Source organism: Burkholderia sp. NRF60-BP8 (assembly GCF_001522585.2).
Lineage (GTDB): Bacteria > Pseudomonadota > Gammaproteobacteria > Burkholderiales > Burkholderiaceae > Burkholderia.
In genome coordinates, this window is the sequence record NZ_CP013372.1 from 2,152,382 (window position 1) to 2,171,228 (window position 18,847).

Genomic DNA, 18,847 nt, shown 5'->3' on the forward strand with positions numbered 1-18,847 from the left:
AGCTCATGCGTGTTCGCGTCCGTGTCTGCGTCAGCGGCGGCGCCGTCGCAGGATGTCCACGTAGACGGCGAGGATGATGATCACGCCCGTCACGACCGTCTGCCATTCCTGCGCGACCGACATGATGCGCAGGCCGTTGGTCAGCACGCTCATGATGAACGCGCCGATGATGGTGCCGACGATGCTGCCCGCGCCGCCGGACAGCGACGTGCCGCCGATCACGACGGCCGCGATCGCATCGAGCTCGTAGCCCTGCCCGAGCGCCGGCTGCGCGGAGTTCAGCCGCGACGCGATCAGCAGGCCGGCGATCCCGCACACCGCGCCGCTGAACGTGTAGACCGCGATCTTCCATGCGTCGACGTTCACGCCGGAGAGCCGCAGCGCCTCCTCGTTGCTGCCGAGCGCGAACGTGTAGCGGCCGAAGATGGTGCGGTTCAGCACGATCGACGCGCCGACCGCGACGAGGAACAGGATCAGCACCGCGTTCGGGATCGGCAGCGCGGGGACCAGGCTGCCGATCAGCGAATCCTGCGCGATCGACGTGAAGCCCGGCGTGTCGTTGAAGTAGATCGGCCGCGTGCCCGAGATCACGAGCGACAGCCCCTTGAGCAGCATCATCATGCCGAGCGTCGCGATGAACGGCGGCACCTTCATCTTCGCGATCACGAAGCCCGACACGCAGCCCGACAGCGCGCCGAAGCACAACGCGGCCAGGATCCCGAGCGGCAGCGGCATCCCCCATTTCGTCAGCACGACGCCGGCCATCACCGCGCAGAACGTCATCAGCGTGCCGACCGACAGATCGATGCCGGACGTGATGATCACGTACGTACAGGCGACGGCCAGCACGCCGTTCACGGCGGTCGCCTGCAGGATCGACACGAGGTTGTCGACTTCGAGGAAGTTCGACGACGCGAAGCTGAAGAACACGATCAGCAGCACGAGGCTCGCGAACGCGAGCAGCTTCTGCCGCGCGGCCGGGTTGAAGAAGCGCGATTTCAGGCGCGATGCGGCGGCCGGCGTGTCGCCGGTGGCAAGGGGCGGAACGGGATGCGTATCGTTGGACATGATCGGGTAGGCGTCTGAATCGGGACAATCGAGGCAATCAGGGCAACACGGTCGACTCGCGCTGCGTCGCGAGCTGCATGATCCTTTCCTGCGTGGCGTCGGCCGCGCGCAATTCGCCGGTCACGCGGCCTTCGCACATCACGAGAATCCGGTGGCTCATGCGCAGCACCTCGGGCAGCTCCGACGAGATCATCACGATCGCCTTGCCGTCGGCGGCGAGCGCATCGAGCAGCTTGTAGATCTCGCTTTTCGCGCCGACGTCGATGCCGCGCGTCGGCTCGTCGAAGAACAGGATGTCGCAGTCGCGCAGCAACCACTTCGCGATCACGATCTTCTGCTGGTTGCCGCCCGACAGCAGCCGCGCGGGCTGCGCGACCGACGGCGTGCGGATCGCGAGCTGCCGCACGTACGACTGCGCGGCCTCGCGCATCCCGCGCGCATCGAGGAACATGCCGCGGCGCACGAAGCGGCGCATGCTCGACAGCGCGATGTTGTTCTGCACGTCCATCCCGACCGCGAGCCCGAAGTGCTTGCGATCCTCGGACAGATAGCCGATGCCGGCCTTCACCGCGTCGGCGGGCGTGCGGATCGTCACGGTCCTGCCGTGCACGCGGATCTCGCCCGCATCGACCGGGTCCGCGCCGAACACCGCGCGCGCGACCTCGGTGCGGCCCGCGCCCATCAGCCCGGCGAAGCCGAGGATCTCGCCGCGCCGCAGCGTGAAGCCGACGTCGCGGATCGCGCGGCCGCGCGACAGCCCGCGCACTTCGAGCGCGATATCGTTCGCGGACGTATCAGGCGGCGTGCGGGTGTCCGTATCGAGCTGGCGGCCGACCATCATCGAAATGATCGCCTCCATCGACGTATCCGCCATCGGCACGGTCGCGACGTACTTGCCGTCGCGCATCACGGTCACGCGATCGGCGATCTGGCGCAGCTCGTCCATCTTGTGCGAGATGTAGACGATGCCGACCCCGTTCGCGCGCAGGTCGCGGATGATGCGAAACAGTTCGGCGATCTCCGCGTTGTTCAGCGCGGCGGTCGGCTCGTCCATGATCAGCGCGCGCGAGTCGAACGACAGCGCCTTCGCGATCTCGACCATCTGCTGCTTCGCGACCGTCAGCCTGCCCACGGGCGTGCGCGGATCGAGATCGAGCCGCATCCGCTGGAAAATCGCGGCCGCGTCGCGGTTCAGCCGGTCTTCGTCGACGAACACGCCGAAGCGCCCGCGCGGCTCGCGGCCGATGAAGATGTTCTGCGCGACGCTCAGGTGGTTCATCAGGTTCAGTTCCTGATGGATGATGCCGATGCCGAGCGCCTGCGCGGCACGGGGATCGGCGATCTCCACCGGGCGGCCGTCCATCCGGATTTCGCCGGCGTCGCGCTGATAGACGCCCGCGAGAATCTTCATCAGCGTCGACTTGCCGGCGCCGTTCTCGCCCATCAGCGCATGCACTTCGCCCGCGCGCAGGTCGAAACGGCAATCGTCGAGCGCCTGCACGCCCGGAAAGCGCTTGCCGATGCCGGCCAGCGCGATCAGCGGCGGCGCGGTGTTCGGGGTCGGGTCGGGTTGCATGAATCGCGGCCCTCAGCTGATCGCACGGTCGAGATGCGTATAGCCGCCGTCGACGAACAGCCACTGGCCCGTCGTGTGCGACGCGCGATCCGACAGCAGGAACACGACCGTATCGGCTATCTCGTCGGCCGTCGTGAAGCGCCGGCCGAGCGGCACCTTGCCCGCGATGCCGGCGAGCTTCGCGTCCGGATCGTCGAAACCCGCCAGCCAGTTCCGGTACAGCGGCGTCATCACTTCGGCGGGGATCACCGCGTTCACGCGCACGCCGTCATCGCGCAACGCGACGGCCCATTCGCGCGTCAGCGCGAGCTGCCCGCCCTTCGACGCGCAATAGCCGCTCGTGTTGCCCTGCCCGGTCACGGCCGTCTTCGACGAGATGTTGACGATCGCGCCGCGCGCCGCCCTCAGGTGCGGCACGCAGTAGTGCGCCATCACGTAGTAGTGGATCAGATTGCGTTCGAGCGACGCGACGAACGCGTCGCGCCCGGCGTCGAGCCCGATGCTGTCGTTGACGCCCGCGTTGTTGACGAGGCCGTCGATGCGGCCGAAACGCGCGACGGTCTGCGCAACGGCGTCGCGGCACTGCGCGTCGTCCTGCAGCTCGACGGTCACGCACGCGGCGCGCGGCTGTTTCCGTGCGAGTGCTTGCCAGAACGCGTCGTCGGGCGCGTGGCGCGCGAACACCACCGGGATCGCGCCTTCGTCGGCCAGCCGCATCGAGATCGCGGCGCCGATGCCCGACGCGCCGCCGGTCACGATCACGACCTTGTCTTGCAGATTCAAATCCACTTCGCGTCTCCGTCGTTCATGTTGTCGCCGCGCACGACACGCGTGGCGCGCCGTCGTGCGCGGCCATGCGTCAGCCGCGGAACCGGTACTGCTCCAGCGATTCGGGCTTCATCTCGATCGAGAAACCGGGCGCCGTCGGCGGCATGTACGCCGCGCCGCGCACCACGCACGGTTCGACGAAATGCTCGTGCAGATGATCGACGTACTCGGTCACGCGCCCTTCCTTCGTGCCGGAAATGCACACGTAGTCGATCATCGACAGATGCTGCACGTATTCGCACAGCCCGACGCCGCCCGCGTGCGGGCACACCGGCAGCCCGTATTTCGCGGCCATCAGCATCACCGCGAGAATCTCGTTCACGCCGCCGAGCCGGCACGCGTCGATCTGCACGACGTCGATCGCGCCGCGCGCGATGAACTGCTTGAACAGCACGCGGTTCTGGCACATCTCGCCGGTCGCGACCTGCACCGGCGCGATCGCCTTGCGGATCTTGCGATGTCCTTCGACGTCGTCGGGGCTCGTCGGCTCCTCGATGAACCACGGCCGCGCGAATGCGAGCTCGCGCACCCAGTCGATCGCCTCGTCGACTTCCCACACCTGGTTCGCGTCGATCATCAGCTTGCGGTCGGGGCCGATCACCTCGCGCGCGATCGTCACGCGGCGGATGTCGTCCTCGAGGTTCGCGCCGACTTTCAGCTTCACGTAGTCGAACCCTTCTTCCACCGCCTCGCGGCACAGCCGGCGCAGCTTGTCGTCGCTGTAGCCGAGCCAGCCAGCCGACGTCGTGTAGCACGGGTAGCCGTCGCGCTCCAGCGCGGCGATCCGCGCGGCCTTGCCGGGCGCCTGCCGGCGCAGCAGGTCGAGCGCTTCGTCCGGGCTCAGGCAGTCGGTCAGGTAGCGGAAGTCGATCGCTCGCACCAGCTCCTCCGGGCTCATGTCGGCGACGAGCTGCCACAGCGGCTTGCCGACGGCCTTCGCCCACAAATCCCACACCGCATTGACGACGGCGCCCGTCGCCAGATGGATCGCGCCCTTGTCGGGGCCGATCCAGCGCAACTGGCTGTCCGACGTGACGTGCCGCCAGAACCGGCCCATGTCCTCGCGGATCCAGTCGAGGTCGAGGCCGACGACGAGGTGGCGCATCGCGTCGATCGCCGCGCAGCAGATTTCGTTGCCGCGCCCGATGGTGAACGTGAGCCCGTGACCTTCGAGGCCGTCGCGGTCGGTTTCGAGCACGACGTAGGCCGCCGAATAATCGGGGTCCGGATTCATCGCGTCGGAGCCGTCGAGCTGGCGCGAGGTCGGAAAGCGCACGTCGAGGACGCGCATCGATCGAATGATAGGCATGACGAACCGTCCGTTGAAGGAAATCAGGCCTGCACGGTGCGCTGGCGTTGCTCGCCGAGCCCGTCGATGCCGAGCGTGATCACCTGTCCGGCGCGCAGATAGACGGGCGGCTTCTGTCCGAGGCCGACGCCCGGCGGCGTGCCGGTCGAGATCACGTCGCCCGGCTGCAGGCTCATGAAGCGACTCAGGTAGCTGATCAGGTGCGGCACGCGGAACACCATCGTCGCGGTCGTGCCGTTCTGGTAACGGTGGCCGTCCACTTCCAGCCACAGCCGCAGCGCGTGCGGATCGGGCACTTCGTCGGCCGTCACGAGCCACGGGCCCAGCGGGCCGAACGTGTCGTTGCCCTTGCCCTTGTCCCACGTGCCGCCGCGCTCGAGCTGGTATTCGCGCTCCGACACGTCGTTTACGACGCAGTAACCCGCGACGTGCGACAGCGCATCGGCTTCGTCGATATAGCGGCCGCCCTGGCCGATCACCACGCCGAGCTCGACTTCCCAGTCGGTCTTCTCCGAGCCGCGCGGGATCTCGACGTCGTCGTTCGGGCCCGAGATCGCGCTCGTCCACTTGCCGAACACGACGGGCTCCTTCGGGACTTCCATCCCCGATTCGGCCGCGTGATCCGAGTAGTTGAGCCCGATGCAGATGAACTTGCCGACGCGGCCGACGCACGCGCCGAGCCGCGGCGTGCCCTCGACGAGCGGCAGCGACGACGGCGGGATGTCGCGCAGCCGCGCGAGCGACGCGGGGGTCAGCACGTCGCCGGCGATGTCGTCGATCACGCCGGACAGGTCGCGAATGTGGCCCTGCGCATCCAGCAGGCCCGGTTTTTCATGATGTTTGTCGCCAAATCTCAGCAGTTTCATAGCGTCGTGTAAGCGGAAAGTGAATGGGGAGGCGCGGTCGGTTAGACACGGTCAGTTGGACACGGTCGGTTAGACACGGTCAGTTAGACCAGCCGCCGTCGATCAGATGAATCGTGCCGGTGGTGAACGACGCTTCGTCGGACGCCAGATACAGCGCGAGCGCGGCGACTTCGTCCGCGGTGCCGATGCGGCCGATCGGCTGACGCGCGACGAACGCCTGGCGCACCTCGTCGGCGGACACGTGGCGCGTGCGCGCCTGGTCCTCGATCCGCTGCGCCAGCGACGGCGATTCGATCGTGCCCGGGCAGATCGCGTTGCATCGGATGCCCCGCTCGACGAAATCGGCCGCCACCGCCTTGGTCAGCCCGATCACGGCCGCCTTGGTGGTGCCGTACACGAAGCGGTTCGGCACGCCCTTCACGCTCGACGCCGCCGACGCCATGTTGACGATCGACGCGCCGCCCGCTTCGAGCATCGCCGGCAACAGCGCGCGGATCAGCCGGTACATCGACGTGACGTTCAGGTTCAGCGAGAACGCCCACGCGTCTTCGTCGCACTCGAGGATCGAACCGTGGTGCACGTAGCCCGCGCAGTTGAACAGCACGTCGAACGCGCGTTCGCTCGCGGCGAGCACGGCGATGTCGTGCGCGTCGGTGACGTCGAGCCGCCGCGTGACCAGCCGGCCGCCCGCGCGTTCGGCGTCGGCTTCGAGCCGCACCAGCGCGGCCTCGTTGATGTCGGTCGCCAGCACGTCGGCGCCCTCGCTCGCGAACCGCAGCGCGGTCGCGCGGCCGATGCCCTGCCCGGCCGCCGTCACCAGCGCGCGTTTGCCCTGCAATCTCATGAGCATCTCTCCGAAAAAGCCGGCCAGCCGTCGGCCGATTGGCACAAAGGACTAAAGGTCCAACCAATCATAGGAACGGATCGCGCGTTTGTCACGAAATTGGGATTCAGTATTTACCCGGGGCCGAAGAATCCGTCCGGCGCACGAAATTCGGCGCGAAAGTAGCGTCGAGGCGTCGCCTCGCGATCCGCTCGAACCCAATACCGGCGGGCGTTCCAGCCGCTTCTTCCCGCGACGTTCGGCGCGGCGGACAGGAAAACTGACAAAAAAGTCATGTTCGCGTCAGGGTGTCAACGGGTGGCGCGCGCCATCATGGCGTTGCCGGACCGCGCTTCCGGTACATCGCCTCCCCCGCCCGCGCCGGATCTCTGCGGGCACCTCCGTCCCTGGCGATGTATCCCGTGACTGGGCGAGCAGACACGGCGCGCGGGCCGATTTTCGCCCCGGACTTCGCGTCCGGGGCCTTTTGTCGTTGGTTTTTCAAGAAAATAAGCGTGGATTGTTTCTAAATCGGCAAAAGGTAATTTGAGCCAGACAGGATGTTTTTTCCGGTCACAGACGCTTACATTTAGCGCACCACTCATGGAAACCGCTACGGATTCGCCATCGGGTAGTGACATCCACTGCCACGGCCGAACCCGCACGAGCTTTAGGAAACGGCAAAATGAAGGCCTCCAAATCCCTGCCTGCGCTCGATCCCGCCGACGTCCACGTCGAAATCCTCGAACGTTCCGATACGCTGCTCGTCGTCCGCTGGGTCGAACCCGGCCGCTGCCACTACGGTGAGCAGCGCTGGCGACGCCGCTTCGCGCAGCGCACCGGGACCTGCGCGCTGTCGCGCCAGGTCATCCACCGCGGCGACGAAGTATTCCGTCCGGCCGAACGCCCGGCTCCCGCGAACGCCGCCGCCATGATCTCCGCCGCCGAAGTGCTCGCGCTGGCCGGCAGCAGGTAAAACCCGCCCGCCGTGCGCCGGCCGGCGGCGCCACGCCATCCGCCCGCCCTAGAAGCGCCGGTCTAATTCCTCCGCTTGTCTGCAACGTCCGCCCGCACTATCGTTACATCATTCAATGTAACGATTAGGCGCCGCAGCCGATCGGCCGCGCCGATGGAGGCAGACATGCATGCATGGAGCGCGCGCCACGTCCCGGCGCAAGGCGGGAAGGTCGCGGTCGTGACCGGCGCCAACAGCGGTCTCGGCTGGCAGCTCGCGGAAACGCTGGCCGCGAAAGGCGCGACGGTCGTGATGGGCTGCCGCGACGCCGCCCGCGGCGCGCAGGCCGCCGACGCGATCCGCCGGTTTCATCCTCATGCACGCGTCGAAGTCGATCCGCTCGACCTCGCCGATCTCGCGTCGATCGCCCGCTTCGCGGCCGACGTCGGCGAACGCCACGGCCGCGTCGACATCCTCTGCAACAACGCCGGCGTGATGTTTCTGCCGCTGCGGCACACGCGCGACGGCTTCGAGATGCAGTTCGGCACCAACCATCTCGGCCATTTCGCGCTGACGGGCCATCTGCTGCCGGCGCTGCGCGCGGCGCGCCGAGCGCGCGTCGTCACGATGTCGAGCGGTTTCAACCGCGCCGGCCGGATTCGTGTCGACGACCTGCGCGCCGCACGACGCTACAACCGTTATCTCGCCTATTGCGACAGCAAGCTCGCAAACCTCGTGTTCGCGATCGAGTTGCAGCGCCGTTTCGAGCGCGCGGCGTTCGCCGGCATCAGCGTCGCCGCGCACCCCGGCTACGCGGCGACCAACCTGCAGTTCGCGGGCCCGGCGATGGACCGCTCGCCGGCCCGCGCCGCGCTGATGCGCGCCGCGAACCGGTATCTCGCACAGCCGGCCGCTCAGGGCGCGCTGCCCGCGATTCATGCGGCGACGTCGCCCGATCTGGCCGGCGGCGCGTACATCGGTCCGTCCGGCTGGTTCGAATCGCGCGGGCTGCCGGCACCGGCAAGCGTGCCGCGCGCGGCGCGCAGCGCGGCGTCGGCGGCATTGCTGTGGGAAGCATCGGAAGCCGCGACGGGCGTGCGCTTCCTCAGCGCCGGCGCGCCCGCCGGACGCGCGCCGGGCCGGCCGTTCGACACGACGGCCGAAGCGCGCTGAATCGCGTGCCGGCGCGCACGATATTCTTCATACTTATTGCATCAACCGAAAAGAAAGCCCGTTGAAAGACTGATTCGGCGTCGCACTGTTACCGGTCAGGAAACAATTTATCGTCAAAATCAGCGTTTACCCTGAACATGCCGGTGACTAAGATTTGATCAATCGCTCAAGACATGGTGTCGAGAGCGAACTCAATAAAACACCGGAGGTCACCATGAAATCGCTCGTTTCCGCAGTCGTTGCCGCTGCCGCCCTGTCCGCTTCGTTCGGCGCATTCGCGCAAAGCACCGTGACGCGCGCTCAAGTGCGCAACGAACTGGTCCAGCTCGAACAAGCCGGCTACAAGCCGGGCGTGTCGAGCCCGTACTACCCGAACGACATCCAGAGCGCCGAAGCGCGTGTTCATGGTGCCGACACCAGCGGCTACGGCGCGCAACCGGCTCCGCTCGTCCACTCGGGCGCGCCGGCTGCGTCGTCGAACGCACGCGATTCGATCTTCTTCGGCCAGTAAGCCGACGCGCCCGCGGCGGGCGCCGCGCATCGCGCGATGAAGTCACGCAGTCCGGACGAGCCCCCTTCGCGGGGCTCGTCTTTTTTGTGAAACGCATACCTCCGCCGCCCGGCAGCGGGTGGCTTCGCCCGGACGCGTGGCGTCCGGGCGCTTTTTCCCGGCGAGGTGTGCGTGAATGCGTCGTGTGCGCCGGTCAGCGCGCCACGGCCCCGGCCGGCGCCGATCGCGACAGCACGCGCCACCGCGACAGCAGTTCGTCGCGATCGACGTAGCAGCCCTGCAAGTGCCGGCGGCCCGTCGACGGGTCGAACTCGGTGCGCGCATGCAGCACGCGCCGGTTGTCGAACGCCCACATGTCGCCCGCCCGCAGCCGGCGCTGCACGCGAAAACGCGGCTCGCGCGCAAGCGCGAGGAATCGTCGGTACGCGCGATAGACCGCTGCAACCGAGCCGGCCGGCGCATCGAGCGGCCCGCGCAGGAAGTTCGCGACGCGCACTTCCGTGACGTTGCCGCGCGCATCGAGCCCGATCACCGGCGCCGAACAGCGGTAGTCGCTGTTCGCGCTCTTGTTCCAGAACTCGAACGGCGTCGACGCGAGTCGTTCGAAATCGTCCGGATGTTCGCGCCGCAGCGCATCCGCGAGCGCGAAGCCGTCGAGGAAGATGCTGTCGCCGCCCGTCGCGTCGTTCGCGAGGCAGTGCAGGAACTGCACGCCGGGCTGCAGTTCGCGGGTCGGCAGGTCGGTGTGCGGCGGAAGATTCAGCGACGTATACGCATTGCTGTCCGGGCGCGGCTTCGATTCGACGTCGAACAGCACGCCGAAATTGCTTTCGCGGATCAGGCCGATGCGGCGCGCGATCCCGTCGACGCGGCCGCGCTCGGCCGGCACGCCCTCGACGAGCGTCAGCCCCGTGCGCTGCAAGGCGCCGAGCCATGCCAGCAGCGCGCGGTCGTCCTCCATCACGTCGCGCCACGCGAACCCGCCGATCGCCGTCGCATCGTCGCCGGTCCATACGTGGCGCTCGTGCGCGGCCAGGCGCTCCGCGCGCGACGCATCGTCGTATGCATGCGCACGCAACCAGCCCGGCGACCACGCGCTGCGGTGCCCGTCGTTCCATTCCACATGCAGCGCACCGTCGGTTTCGACATGCACGGCGAGCGCGGACAGATCCTCGCGCGCATCGGCGATCTCGAACACCTGTTCGCGCGTGATCGCATGCACGCACGCGGCACACGCGCAGTTGTCGCGCAGCCAGTCGAAATGGAACGGCGATCGTCGCGCGTCGCTCCACTCGATATTCACCGCGTCATCGCCGATCGTCGCCGTCGCGATGGCCGCGTCGGCCGAAAACGTCCGCCAGTCCTCGATACGGTGTTGCGCCGCTGCCTGCATCGTTGCCTCCCGGAAAACGCTCGCTACGCGTGCGGTGCGAGCAAGAACCCGCCGACCATCCGGTGCATCCGTGCGGCCTGCGGGCTCGTCCCGAGCGCGCGCCAGCAGCCGTGCACCAGCCCCTCTCCCATCCAGTGGCGCGCGACCCCGCCGGCCGCGCGAATCCGTTCGACGTACACGCGCGCATCGTCGCGCAGCGGATCGTGCTCCGCGCCGATCGCGAGCACCGGCGGCAAGCCGTCGAAGCGCGCCGCGTTGAGCGGCGCCGACGCGCGCAGCAGCGGGTTGCCGCTCCGCAACGCGTCGGACGAGTCACTGCCCCAGTACAGCGCGCGATAACGATGCACGTCGTCGAGCGTCAGCATCGGCGCGTGCGCTTCCGTTTCGCGCGCGGGCGATTGCGGTTCGAAACCGAGCATCGGATAAACGAGCGCGATGCCGTCCACGCTCGCTTCGCCCGCATCGCGCAGCGCGGTCGCCACCGCCGCCGCGAGCATCCCGCCCGCGCTGTCGCCCGCGAGCGTCAACGGGTGCGCGCACGGCCCGAACGGCCAGCGCGCATCGCGCGCGGCGCGCGTCACCGCCACGCAATCGTCGAGTGCGGCTGGCGCGCGGTGTTCGGGCGCCAGCCGGTAGTCGACGGCGATCACGTCGAGGCCCGTATCGGCCGCCAGCTGCGCGGTGATCAGCGCATGACTGTCGAGCGAGCCGACGACGAAACCGCCGCCATGAAAAAACAGCACCGTGCCGCGCGGCGCACCGTGCGCGGACGTATAGCGCCGCAGCGCGATCGTGCGGCCGTCCGGCGCGCGCCACACGGCGTCGTGCTGCACGATGCCGGCCGGCAGCGCGGCCGGCGTCCATTCGGCCGCGAAGCGGTCGTAGAGGCGGCGCTGCTCGTCGGGCGAGCGCAGCGCCGCATCGGCCGGATACCACGCGTCGACAGCCGCGACGAACGCCGCGATTTCCGGTTCGAGCATCGTGTGCGCTCCGCGGTCGAAGGGGGGATCGGAAGGCGAAGCGCGCCGCTAGCGGCGCGGCGGCAGCCCGATCACGCGGCCCGCATACGCGGGCGCCGCGCAATCGCGCTGCAATGCGTGCAGCTCGGTCACGCGCGCGGCCACGTCGTCGTCGAACGGCGCCGATTTCGCGCCGTCGCGCGTATCGACGTGCAGCAGCATCTGCTCGCTCGCCGATACCGCGTCGCCATGCCCGTCGGCGAACAGTTCGAGATACAGGTGCAGCCGCTTCGCGTCGTGCGCGAGCACGCGCGCATCGACGCGCACGGCCGTGCCTTCCTTGATCTCGTGCAGGTAGTTCACGTGCGCTTCGAGCGTGTAGACCGAGCGCCCCCGCTCGCGACGCGCGGCGTCGTCGAGGCCGATGCGATCCAGCAACGCATCGGTCGCGAAGCTGAAGATCAGCAGGTAGAACGCATCGCGCAGGTGGCCGTTGTAGTCGACCCATTCGGGCCGCACCACGTCGCGGTAAATCGTCAGCGGGGTATCGCCCGTCATCGCCTGTCCTTTATTCCTCGAATCGCATCCCGTGCCGCGCCTTCACCGCGGCGATCGATTTCAGCACCTCGGTGATGCACTCGTCGCGATAGCGCTCGAGCTCCTTGATGCTGCGCGTGCCCTGCTGTTCGGTCGTGCCTTCGACGACGCGGTCGATCAGCGCATCGGTCAACGTCGGCGCGACCAGTTTCGTCCACGGCAGTTCGAGCGCGGGGCCGAATTGCTGCATGAAGTGTCGCATGCCCGCATCGCCGCCGGCCAATGTGTAGGTCAGGAACGTGCCCATGAACGACCAGCGGATACCCGCACCGAAGCGGATCGCGTCGTCGATCTCGCCGGTCGTCGCGACGCCTTCGTTGACGAGATGCAGCGCCTCACGCCACAACGCCTCGAGCAGACGATCCGCGATGAAGCCCGGCACTTCCTTGCGCACGTGCAGCGGCCGCATGCCGAGCTTGCGATAGACCTCCATCGCGCCTTCGACCGCTTCCGGCGACGTGCGCGCACCGCCGAGCACCTCGACGAGCGGCAGCAGGTAGACGGGGTTGAACGGATGGCCGACCACGCAGCGCTCCGGATGCGTCGCCCGCGCGTAGAAGTCGGTCGGCAACAGCCCCGACGTCGACGACGCGATGATCGCATCGGGCTTCGCCGCGCGGCTGATCTGCTCGTGCAGCTCGAGCTTCAGCGCCTCGCGCTCGGGCGCGCTTTCCTGGATGAAATCGGCGTCGGCTACGCATTCGTCGATCGTCGACACGAACCGCAGCCGCGCGGGATCGGCGCCCGGCGCGAGGCCGACGCGTTCGAGCGCGGGCCACGCATTCGCGACGTTCGCGCGCAGCCGCGCTTCGGCGCCCGGCGCCGGGTCCCACACGACCACGTCGAGACCGTGCGCGAGCGCGCGGGAAATCCATCCGCTGCCGATCACGCCGGTGCCGATGGCGGCAAACGTCTTGATGTCGGTCTTCACTGCCATGTCGATACATCCTTCAATTCAGGGGAAATCGGTGGGCGGCCGCGCATCGACGCATACCGCCATGCAATGTCGGTCAGTGAAAAAGCTCACGCGAATTCGGCGATCGCGCGACGCTCCAGCGCACGTTCGCCGCGCGCCGGCAGACCGAGCTTGCGGCGGCCTTCGGCCGGCGTCAGCACGCGGCCGCCGAGGCGTTCGACGATCTCGCGAGCGCGCTCGACGAGCGTGCCGTTGGTCGCATGCACGCCGCGATCGAGCCAGATGTTGTCTTCGAGGCCGACGCGGACGTGACCGCCGAGCAGCATCGCCTGCGCGACCATCGGCATCTGCATGCGGCCGATCCCGAAGCCGGCCCAGTGCGCGCCCGGCGGCAGGTTGTCGACCATCGCCTTCATCGTGCCCGTATCGGCCGGTGCGCCCCACGGAATGCCCAGGCACAGCTGGAACAGCGGCGGATCGTCGAGCAGCCCTTCCTTCAGCAACTGCTTCGCGAACCACAGATGGCCCGTATCGAAGATCTCCAGTTCCGGCTTCACGCCGAGTTCCTGGATGCGCTTCGCGCCGGCGCGCAACTGTGCGGGTGTCGACACGTAGATGTAATCGCCGTCGCCGAAATTCAGCGTGCCGCAGTCGAGCGTGCAGATTTCCGGCAGCAGTTCCTCGACGTGTACGAGGCGTGTGAGGCCGCCGACCAGGTCGGTGCCCTTGCCGAAGCGCATCGGATCCTCGCCGGGGCCGATCTCGAGATCGCCGCCCATGCCGGCCGTCAGGTTGATGATCACGTCGACGTCGGCCGAGCGGATGCGGTCGACCACTTCGCGATACAGGTTCGGGTCGCGGCTGCCGCGCCCCGTCTGCGGATCGCGCACGTGGCAGTGGGCGACCGTCGCGCCTGCCTTCGCGGCTTCGATCGCGGCGGCCGCGATCTCCTTCGGCGTGACCGGAATCGCCGGATGCTTGCCGACCGTATCGCCCGCGCCCGTGACGGCGCAGGTGATGATGACTTCGTGGTTCATGCTGGATGCCTCGCTTGATTCGGGTTGTGTCGCATTGCGGGTAGCGCGCGGGCGCAGGCCGTTACAGGCCGAGATACGCCTTCACGGCAGGCAGGCCGTCCTTGCCGTCGAACGTCTTGACGCCCGCGAGCCAGGGATCGAGCACCTGCGGGTTCTTCTTCAGGTACGCCTTCGCGGCCTCGGCCGGCTTGGTCTTGTTCATCACCGACTGCATCAGCTGGTTCTCGAGCTGGGTCGAGAAGCGCAGGTTCGTCACGAGTTTGCCCGCGTTCGGGCAGCGCGCGATGAAGTCGGGCGCGGTCAGCGTGTACACGCGCGCTTCGCCGTAGTTCGGCCCGAACGCCGCGTCGCCGCCGGACAGGTAGTTCATGCTGAGCTGGATGTTCATCGGATGCGGCTCCCAGCCGAGAAACACCACCCACTTCTTCTCGCGGACCGCGCGCTCGACCGTCACCAGCATCCCGGCCTCGCTCGATTCGACGAGCTTGAAGCCGCCGAGCCCGTACTGGTTCGTGTCGATCATCTTCTGGATCGTCGCGTTCGCGCTGCTGCCCGGCTCGATCCCGTAGATCTTGCCGTCGAGTTCCGCTCGGTGTTTCGCGATGTCGTCGAAGGTTTTCAGGCCGGCCTGGTATTCGTAGCTCGGCACCGCGAGCGTCGCCTTCGCGCCGGACAGGTTCGGCGGCTCGACGACGTTGATCGACTTGCTGTCGAGGAACGGCTGCAACTGCTTTTGCTGCACGGGCCACCAGTAGCCGAGCGACACGTCGAGCTGCTTGCTCTTGAGACCGGCGAACGAGATCGGCACCGACGCGATCGTCGTGGTCGGCTTGTAGCCGAGCGCCTCGAACACGGTCGACGCGAGCGCCGTGGTCGACGTGATGTCGGTCCAGCCGATATCCGCGAAACGCACGGTGCGGCAGGTCGCGGCCTCCGTCTCGGCATGCGCGGCGTGCGTGAACGCACCGGTCGCCAGCACGGCCGCGGTGAGCGCGGCGATCTTCGTCGACTTCATGGTTCGATTCCTCCCGGTTGATCTCGCGGCAGCCGGTGCGCGGAGTGTGCGCCGGCCTGCATCGTGGGAGTAAAAGTAACGAGCCATATTCGCGCCGAGAAGACCGGCGGCGACCTGTTCTTGCCTGTTTGCGACTATGAGTGGAAACCACTAGATTCTGCGGGAGGCTTGCCGGATGGGGATTTGGGGTTTTTCTGGCGGGCGACGGGATTGCCCGGATACGGCGTGCGCCTTTCGATTCCGCCACGGCCTTGCTGACAGATTTCCGACACGTCGCCGAATACCGCGGGCCGGCCCTATGCTGGGCGTCGCCGGGCGATCGCGCGCCGCCCGCCGGTTACCGTGCCGCTTCGGGCCCGGATGTTGCGCGTCATTGGAACGGATGCCGACGGACACGGCCGGCCGTCGCGGTGCCCGCCTCCAGCCTCTCCAGCCAGGAGCCATACGATGCTCGTCGCTTGCTTCGTCGTCGCCCTTTTCGCCATCGTCGCGATCATGCACCGCGGCGTGACGGGCGACGCAGACGCGAACCTTCGCGCGCGCTTCGACGCGGAAGGCCCGCGCGGCGACGTGGCGCGCCGCTTGATGCGCGACGCGGGATACGGCGTGTGAGTCCCGACGTCGGTCCGGCCGAACACGCTGGCCCGGTAGCGACGCGGCGCGGTCGGCGCGCCGTCACCGCGCGCAACCCGCCGCGACGCTCACGCGTAGTTCATCATCACCGACTTGCTTTCCATGTACTGGTCGATCACCGCGCGGCCGAGTTCGCGGCCGAAGCCCGACTGCTTCATCCCGCCGAACGGCAATGCATTGTCGAGCAGCGAGTGGCAGTTGACCCACACGGTGCCCGCCGCGATACGCGGCACCAGCTTGTGGATCGCCGCAAGATCGTTCGACCAGATGCTCGCGCCGAGACCGTACGGCGTATCGTTCGCGAGCCGCACGGCCGTATCGGGATCGTCGAACGGCATCGCGACGAGCACCGGCCCGAAGATTTCCTCGCGCACCACGCGCATCGCCTGCGTCGTATCGACCAGCACCGTCGGTTCGACGAAGAAGCCGGGGCCGTCGATCGCACGGCCGCCGGCGGCGGCGCGCGCGCCTTCGCCGAACCCCGAGTCGATGTATCCGCACACGCGCTCGCGCTGCTTCGCCGATACGAGCGGCCCGATCTGCGTCGACGGATCCATCCCCGGGCCGATCTTCAGGCTCGTCGCGATCTTCGCGACGCGTTCGATCACGTCGTCGAAGACCGTCGAATGGATGTACGCGCGCGAACCGGCCGTGCACACCTGCCCCTGGTTGAAGAAAATCGCGTTCGCGACGCCCAGCGCCGCCTTGTCGAGATCGACGTCGGGCAGCACGATCACCGGCGACTTGCCGCCGAGTTCCAGCGACATCCGCGTCATGTTGTCGAGCGCCGCGTGACCGATCGTCTTGCCCGTTAGCGTCGACCCGGTGAATGCGATCTTGTCGATGCGCGGATCGCGCGACAGCGCCGCGCCGGCCGTGTGACCGTAACCGGTGACGATATTGACGACACCGTCCGGGAACCCGGCCGCCTGGATCAGCTCGCCGAGCCGCAACGCGCTCAGCGGCGTGTCTTCGGCAGGCTTCAGCACGACGGTGCAGCCGGTCGCGAGCGCCGGCGCGATTTTCCACGCGGCCATCAGCAGCGGGAAATTCCACGGAATGATCGCGCCGACCACGCCGACGGGTTCCTTGCGCGTATAGGCGAAGATCTCGCTGTCCGGTAGATACGGCACGCCGGCGTCGATCACGCTGCCTTCGATCTTCGTCGCCCAGCCGGCCATGTAGCGAAAACACTGCGCGGCCATCGCGACGTCGAGCCCTTGCGCGACCGCCACCGGCTTGCCGTTGTCGAGCGATTCGATTTCGGCGAGCTCGCGCGCGTTGGCTTCGATCAGGTCGGCGAGCCCCAGCATCAGGCGCTCGCGATCGGTGGTCTTCGCGCGGCGCCACGGGCCCGCATCGAATGCCTGGCGCGCGGCGGCGACGGCCTGCTGCACGTCGCGTTCGTCCGCTTCGGGCACGCGAGCGAGCACGGTGCCGTCGGCCGGGTTCACGACCTCGATCTGGCGGCCCGACGCGGCGTCGCTCCACTCGGCGCCGATCAGCATCTTCTTCGGCTTCGCGAGAAACGCGCGGGTTGCGTCGAGCAGCGGAAAGGTTTCGTTCGTCTCCATGTTCACGTTTCCCTGATTCGTTGAGTCAGTCGGTCAATAGCGATCCGCGACACCGTCGATCCCGCGCGCCTGCAACGCGCGGACGAGGCCGGCGCGCACGGTCGCGACGTCCGACAGCGCGGGACGGCGGTGCGCGGCAACTTCGGCGGCCGTATACGGTTTGAAGTCGCGTGGCAGCGCATCGCGGTTCGTCGTCGTGAGCAGCCAGTTCAGCACGTCGGCCAGTTCCCGATCCGACAGCGCCGAATTCGACGCGCCGGGCACGCGCATCAGGTACTCGCGCCCGGCCGGCAGATGCGTGAAATAGCCGAGCGAATTCGCGAGCGGCGGCACCTTGCCGGGAATGCCGCCGCCCGTCGCCGTGTGGCAGCCCATGCAGTTGAGCACCCAATGCTGTCGTGCCAGCGCCGCATCGGCTGCGCCGTCCGCATGGGCAGGCCCGGCAAACGCGCAAGCCGCGGCACCCGCCAGCAGCAGCCTGGACGACAGGCGACGCGACAGGCCGCCGAACCGCGACGACGGCGCGCAAGCGCCGTTCACAGGCCGAGCCCCTTGATCACCGCCGCGCGCTGCGCGTGCACGGCCGTGCCGTCCATCGGCTTCGCGCGCGCCGCGCGGATCTCGGCCGCCGTGAACGGCTTCGCATCGCCATGCTGCGCGTTGAGGTCGAATACGACGTAATTGAGCACGTGCGCGATGTCGTCGTCGCTCGCGCTCGCGAACGACGGCATCTTGAAGTTGTAGCGCTTGTCGTGCACCGCGATCTCGCCGAACATCCCGTGCAGCAGCGTCGCGATCAACTGCGCACGCCCGGCTTCCGCCGCCGCGTACTTGCCCGGATACTCGGTCAGCGGCGGCGCAAGGCCGTCCTGCCCTTTCCCGCCCGCCTGGTGACACACCGCGCACTGCGTGTCGAACACGCCTTTCCCGGCCGGGTAACGCACGGTGTCCTGTGCGCCGGCCGCGTCGGGTAACGCGATGGCCGCAATGGCCGTCATGCATGCCACGACGATTTTTCCCGCCTGCTTCACGCTCATTGTCTTGCCGCTCCCAGCAGAACCGAAACCGAACAGTGGTAATTCGAATTACCGTTCGCCATGCACCAGTTGATGTCGTTGTTCAGCGACAGCTTGTACAGCGGCTTCTCGCGCTCGTTGCGGTTGCAGAAGCACTTGCCGCACGAGGTCTTGCCGCAGCAATCGTTGTACGAAACGATGTAGTCCGAACCGTCGTGCGGATTGCGGCAGGTGCCGATCCACGTGATCGGCGAAGGCGTCGTGCCCGGCGGGCAACTGCTCGACGTGCCGCCGCAGCAACTGCACAGCCAGCCGTCGATCGCGCAGTATTTCCAGTAGTCGCAGCTCGTCGGGTCGTCGCTTGCGCCCGATGCGGCCGCGCCGGATGCGCCCGACGCCGCGGATGCCGCGTCGGCCGCGTACGCGGTGCGATCGACGGGCAGCAGCGGCAGCAGCGCCGAACCCACCAGCACCTTGCCGAGCTTCGCCATCGCGCTGCGCCGCGAACTGTGCTGCGCGACGCCGCGCGCCGACCGCTCGAACCATGAATCAAACACGCCCATGTCGTCGTTCTCCAATGACGTTGAAAAAGGTTCGG

Annotated in this window: 20 protein-coding genes; 4 read left to right on the plus strand and 16 right to left on the minus strand. The window is 67.9% G+C overall.

Annotated elements, in window-relative coordinates:
- Positions 1–30: 30 nt before the first annotated feature.
- The 6 genes from WS54_RS10005 to WS54_RS10030 form a co-directional block, all read right to left on the minus strand.
- Positions 31–1,068 carry an ABC transporter permease gene (locus tag WS54_RS10005; RefSeq protein WP_034204301.1) on the minus strand — a complete coding sequence of 346 codons (1,038 nt, stop codon included), beginning with the start codon at positions 1,066–1,068 and terminating at the stop codon, positions 31–33.
- A gap of 37 nt (positions 1,069–1,105) precedes the next feature.
- Entirely contained in the window at positions 1,106–2,644 is a 1,539-nt protein-coding gene (locus tag WS54_RS10010; protein ID WP_059786130.1) for a sugar ABC transporter ATP-binding protein, read from the minus strand.
- A 12-nt stretch (positions 2,645–2,656) separates the two neighbouring features.
- Positions 2,657–3,433: an SDR family oxidoreductase gene (locus WS54_RS10015; RefSeq protein WP_059786131.1), complete on the minus strand. Its 777-nt coding sequence runs from the start codon at positions 3,431–3,433 to the stop codon at positions 2,657–2,659.
- A gap of 70 nt (positions 3,434–3,503) precedes the next feature.
- A complete protein-coding gene (locus WS54_RS10020) occupies positions 3,504–4,781 on the minus strand; it encodes an L-fuconate dehydratase (protein ID WP_059786142.1) in 1,278 nt (425 codons plus the stop codon).
- A gap of 23 nt (positions 4,782–4,804) precedes the next feature.
- Entirely contained in the window at positions 4,805–5,647 is an 843-nt protein-coding gene (locus WS54_RS10025) for an ureidoglycolate lyase (protein WP_059502362.1), read from the minus strand.
- A 79-nt stretch (positions 5,648–5,726) separates the two neighbouring features.
- Complete coding sequence (locus WS54_RS10030) at positions 5,727–6,491, minus strand: SDR family oxidoreductase (RefSeq protein WP_059786223.1); 765 nt, start codon at positions 6,489–6,491, stop codon at positions 5,727–5,729.
- 664 nt (positions 6,492–7,155) lie between these two features.
- On the opposite strand from WS54_RS10030, the gene WS54_RS10035 reads away from it, so the two are divergent.
- The 3 genes from WS54_RS10035 (at position 7,156) to WS54_RS10045 (ending at position 9,109) form a co-directional block, all read left to right on the plus strand.
- The gene (locus WS54_RS10035) at positions 7,156–7,446 is read left to right on the plus strand and encodes a DUF3331 domain-containing protein (RefSeq protein ID WP_006484717.1); all 291 of its coding nucleotides are present in this window, start codon (positions 7,156–7,158) and stop codon (positions 7,444–7,446) included.
- Positions 7,447–7,611: 165 nt separating this feature from the next.
- On the plus strand, positions 7,612–8,598 hold the full coding sequence (locus tag WS54_RS10040; protein ID WP_059786144.1) for an oxidoreductase: 987 nt from the start codon (positions 7,612–7,614) through the stop codon (positions 8,596–8,598).
- 214 nt (positions 8,599–8,812) lie between these two features.
- Positions 8,813–9,109: a DUF4148 domain-containing protein gene (locus WS54_RS10045; RefSeq protein ID WP_034204295.1), complete on the plus strand. Its 297-nt coding sequence runs from the start codon at positions 8,813–8,815 to the stop codon at positions 9,107–9,109.
- A gap of 193 nt (positions 9,110–9,302) precedes the next feature.
- Here WS54_RS10045 and WS54_RS10050 read toward each other — a convergent pair whose 3' ends face one another.
- The 6 genes from WS54_RS10050 to WS54_RS10075 form a co-directional block, all read right to left on the minus strand.
- Positions 9,303–10,502 (minus strand): TauD/TfdA family dioxygenase, encoded by a 1,200-nt coding sequence (locus WS54_RS10050; protein WP_059786147.1) that lies wholly within the window; start codon positions 10,500–10,502, stop codon positions 9,303–9,305.
- A 23-nt stretch (positions 10,503–10,525) separates the two neighbouring features.
- Complete coding sequence (locus tag WS54_RS10055; protein WP_059786149.1) at positions 10,526–11,482, minus strand: alpha/beta hydrolase; 957 nt, start codon at positions 11,480–11,482, stop codon at positions 10,526–10,528.
- A gap of 48 nt (positions 11,483–11,530) precedes the next feature.
- Complete coding sequence (locus WS54_RS10060) at positions 11,531–12,019, minus strand: thioesterase family protein (protein ID WP_059786152.1); 489 nt, start codon at positions 12,017–12,019, stop codon at positions 11,531–11,533.
- Between the two features lie 10 nt (positions 12,020–12,029).
- Positions 12,030–12,995, minus strand: coding sequence for an L-carnitine dehydrogenase (locus WS54_RS10065; RefSeq protein ID WP_059786155.1), 966 nt, complete (start codon positions 12,993–12,995; stop codon positions 12,030–12,032).
- An 86-nt stretch (positions 12,996–13,081) separates the two neighbouring features.
- On the minus strand, positions 13,082–14,011 hold the full coding sequence (locus WS54_RS10070; protein WP_034204290.1) for a 3-keto-5-aminohexanoate cleavage protein: 930 nt from the start codon (positions 14,009–14,011) through the stop codon (positions 13,082–13,084).
- Between the two features lie 61 nt (positions 14,012–14,072).
- Positions 14,073–15,026, minus strand: a complete 954-nt coding sequence (locus WS54_RS10075; RefSeq protein WP_034204289.1) for a choline ABC transporter substrate-binding protein — start codon at positions 15,024–15,026, stop codon at positions 14,073–14,075.
- A gap of 447 nt (positions 15,027–15,473) precedes the next feature.
- Here WS54_RS10075 and WS54_RS33970 point away from each other — a divergent pair, with 447 nt between their 5' ends.
- A complete protein-coding gene (locus WS54_RS33970) occupies positions 15,474–15,638 on the plus strand; it encodes a hypothetical protein (protein ID WP_179955196.1) in 165 nt (54 codons plus the stop codon).
- Positions 15,639–15,727: 89 nt separating this feature from the next.
- Here the strand turns inward: WS54_RS33970 and WS54_RS10085 are convergent, their stop codons facing one another.
- Genes WS54_RS10085 through WS54_RS10100 form a run of 4 tightly spaced genes read right to left on the minus strand, consistent with a single transcriptional unit; the run spans position 15,728 to position 18,812 of the window.
- On the minus strand, positions 15,728–17,233 hold the full coding sequence (locus WS54_RS10085; protein WP_059786158.1) for an aldehyde dehydrogenase family protein: 1,506 nt from the start codon (positions 17,231–17,233) through the stop codon (positions 15,728–15,730).
- A gap of 33 nt (positions 17,234–17,266) precedes the next feature.
- Positions 17,267–17,773 (minus strand): c-type cytochrome, encoded by a 507-nt coding sequence (locus WS54_RS10090; protein ID WP_034204287.1) that lies wholly within the window; start codon positions 17,771–17,773, stop codon positions 17,267–17,269.
- Complete coding sequence (locus WS54_RS10095) at positions 17,770–18,270, minus strand: c-type cytochrome (RefSeq protein WP_059786161.1); 501 nt, start codon at positions 18,268–18,270, stop codon at positions 17,770–17,772. The genes WS54_RS10090 and WS54_RS10095 overlap by 4 nt, the downstream gene beginning before the upstream one ends.
- On the minus strand, positions 18,267–18,812 hold the full coding sequence (locus tag WS54_RS10100; protein WP_059786226.1) for a methylamine dehydrogenase light chain: 546 nt from the start codon (positions 18,810–18,812) through the stop codon (positions 18,267–18,269). Before WS54_RS10100 ends, WS54_RS10095 begins: the two co-directional genes overlap by 4 nt.
- Positions 18,813–18,847: the final 35 nt, after the last annotated feature.

Excerpts from the sequence above, each read along its gene's own strand:
- WS54_RS10075 (WP_034204289.1), bottom strand. The coding sequence starts at position 15,026 with ATGAAGTCGACGAAGATCGCCGCGCTCACCGCGGCCGTGCTGGCGACC.
- WS54_RS10070 (WP_034204290.1), bottom strand. The coding sequence starts at position 14,011 with ATGAACCACGAAGTCATCATCACCTGCGCCGTCACGGGCGCGGGCGAT.
- WS54_RS10050 (WP_059786147.1), bottom strand. The coding sequence starts at position 10,502 with ATGCAGGCAGCGGCGCAACACCGTATCGAGGACTGGCGGACGTTTTCG.
- WS54_RS10055 (WP_059786149.1), bottom strand. The coding sequence starts at position 11,482 with ATGCTCGAACCGGAAATCGCGGCGTTCGTCGCGGCTGTCGACGCGTGG.
- WS54_RS10085 (WP_059786158.1), bottom strand. The coding sequence starts at position 17,233 with ATGGAGACGAACGAAACCTTTCCGCTGCTCGACGCAACCCGCGCGTTT.
- WS54_RS10060 (WP_059786152.1), bottom strand. The coding sequence starts at position 12,019 with ATGACGGGCGATACCCCGCTGACGATTTACCGCGACGTGGTGCGGCCC.
- WS54_RS10100 (WP_059786226.1), bottom strand. The coding sequence starts at position 18,812 with ATGGGCGTGTTTGATTCATGGTTCGAGCGGTCGGCGCGCGGCGTCGCG.
- WS54_RS10095 (WP_059786161.1), bottom strand. The coding sequence starts at position 18,270 with ATGAGCGTGAAGCAGGCGGGAAAAATCGTCGTGGCATGCATGACGGCC.
- WS54_RS10005 (WP_034204301.1), bottom strand. The coding sequence starts at position 1,068 with ATGTCCAACGATACGCATCCCGTTCCGCCCCTTGCCACCGGCGACACG.
- WS54_RS10010 (WP_059786130.1), bottom strand. The coding sequence starts at position 2,644 with ATGCAACCCGACCCGACCCCGAACACCGCGCCGCCGCTGATCGCGCTG.
- WS54_RS10020 (WP_059786142.1), bottom strand. The coding sequence starts at position 4,781 with ATGCCTATCATTCGATCGATGCGCGTCCTCGACGTGCGCTTTCCGACC.
- WS54_RS10035 (WP_006484717.1), top strand. The coding sequence starts at position 7,156 with ATGAAGGCCTCCAAATCCCTGCCTGCGCTCGATCCCGCCGACGTCCAC.
- WS54_RS10040 (WP_059786144.1), top strand. The coding sequence starts at position 7,612 with ATGCATGCATGGAGCGCGCGCCACGTCCCGGCGCAAGGCGGGAAGGTC.
- WS54_RS10030 (WP_059786223.1), bottom strand. The coding sequence starts at position 6,491 with ATGAGATTGCAGGGCAAACGCGCGCTGGTGACGGCGGCCGGGCAGGGC.
- WS54_RS10025 (WP_059502362.1), bottom strand. The coding sequence starts at position 5,647 with ATGAAACTGCTGAGATTTGGCGACAAACATCATGAAAAACCGGGCCTG.
- WS54_RS10065 (WP_059786155.1), bottom strand. The coding sequence starts at position 12,995 with ATGGCAGTGAAGACCGACATCAAGACGTTTGCCGCCATCGGCACCGGC.
- WS54_RS33970 (WP_179955196.1), top strand. The coding sequence starts at position 15,474 with ATGCTCGTCGCTTGCTTCGTCGTCGCCCTTTTCGCCATCGTCGCGATC.
- WS54_RS10045 (WP_034204295.1), top strand. The coding sequence starts at position 8,813 with ATGAAATCGCTCGTTTCCGCAGTCGTTGCCGCTGCCGCCCTGTCCGCT.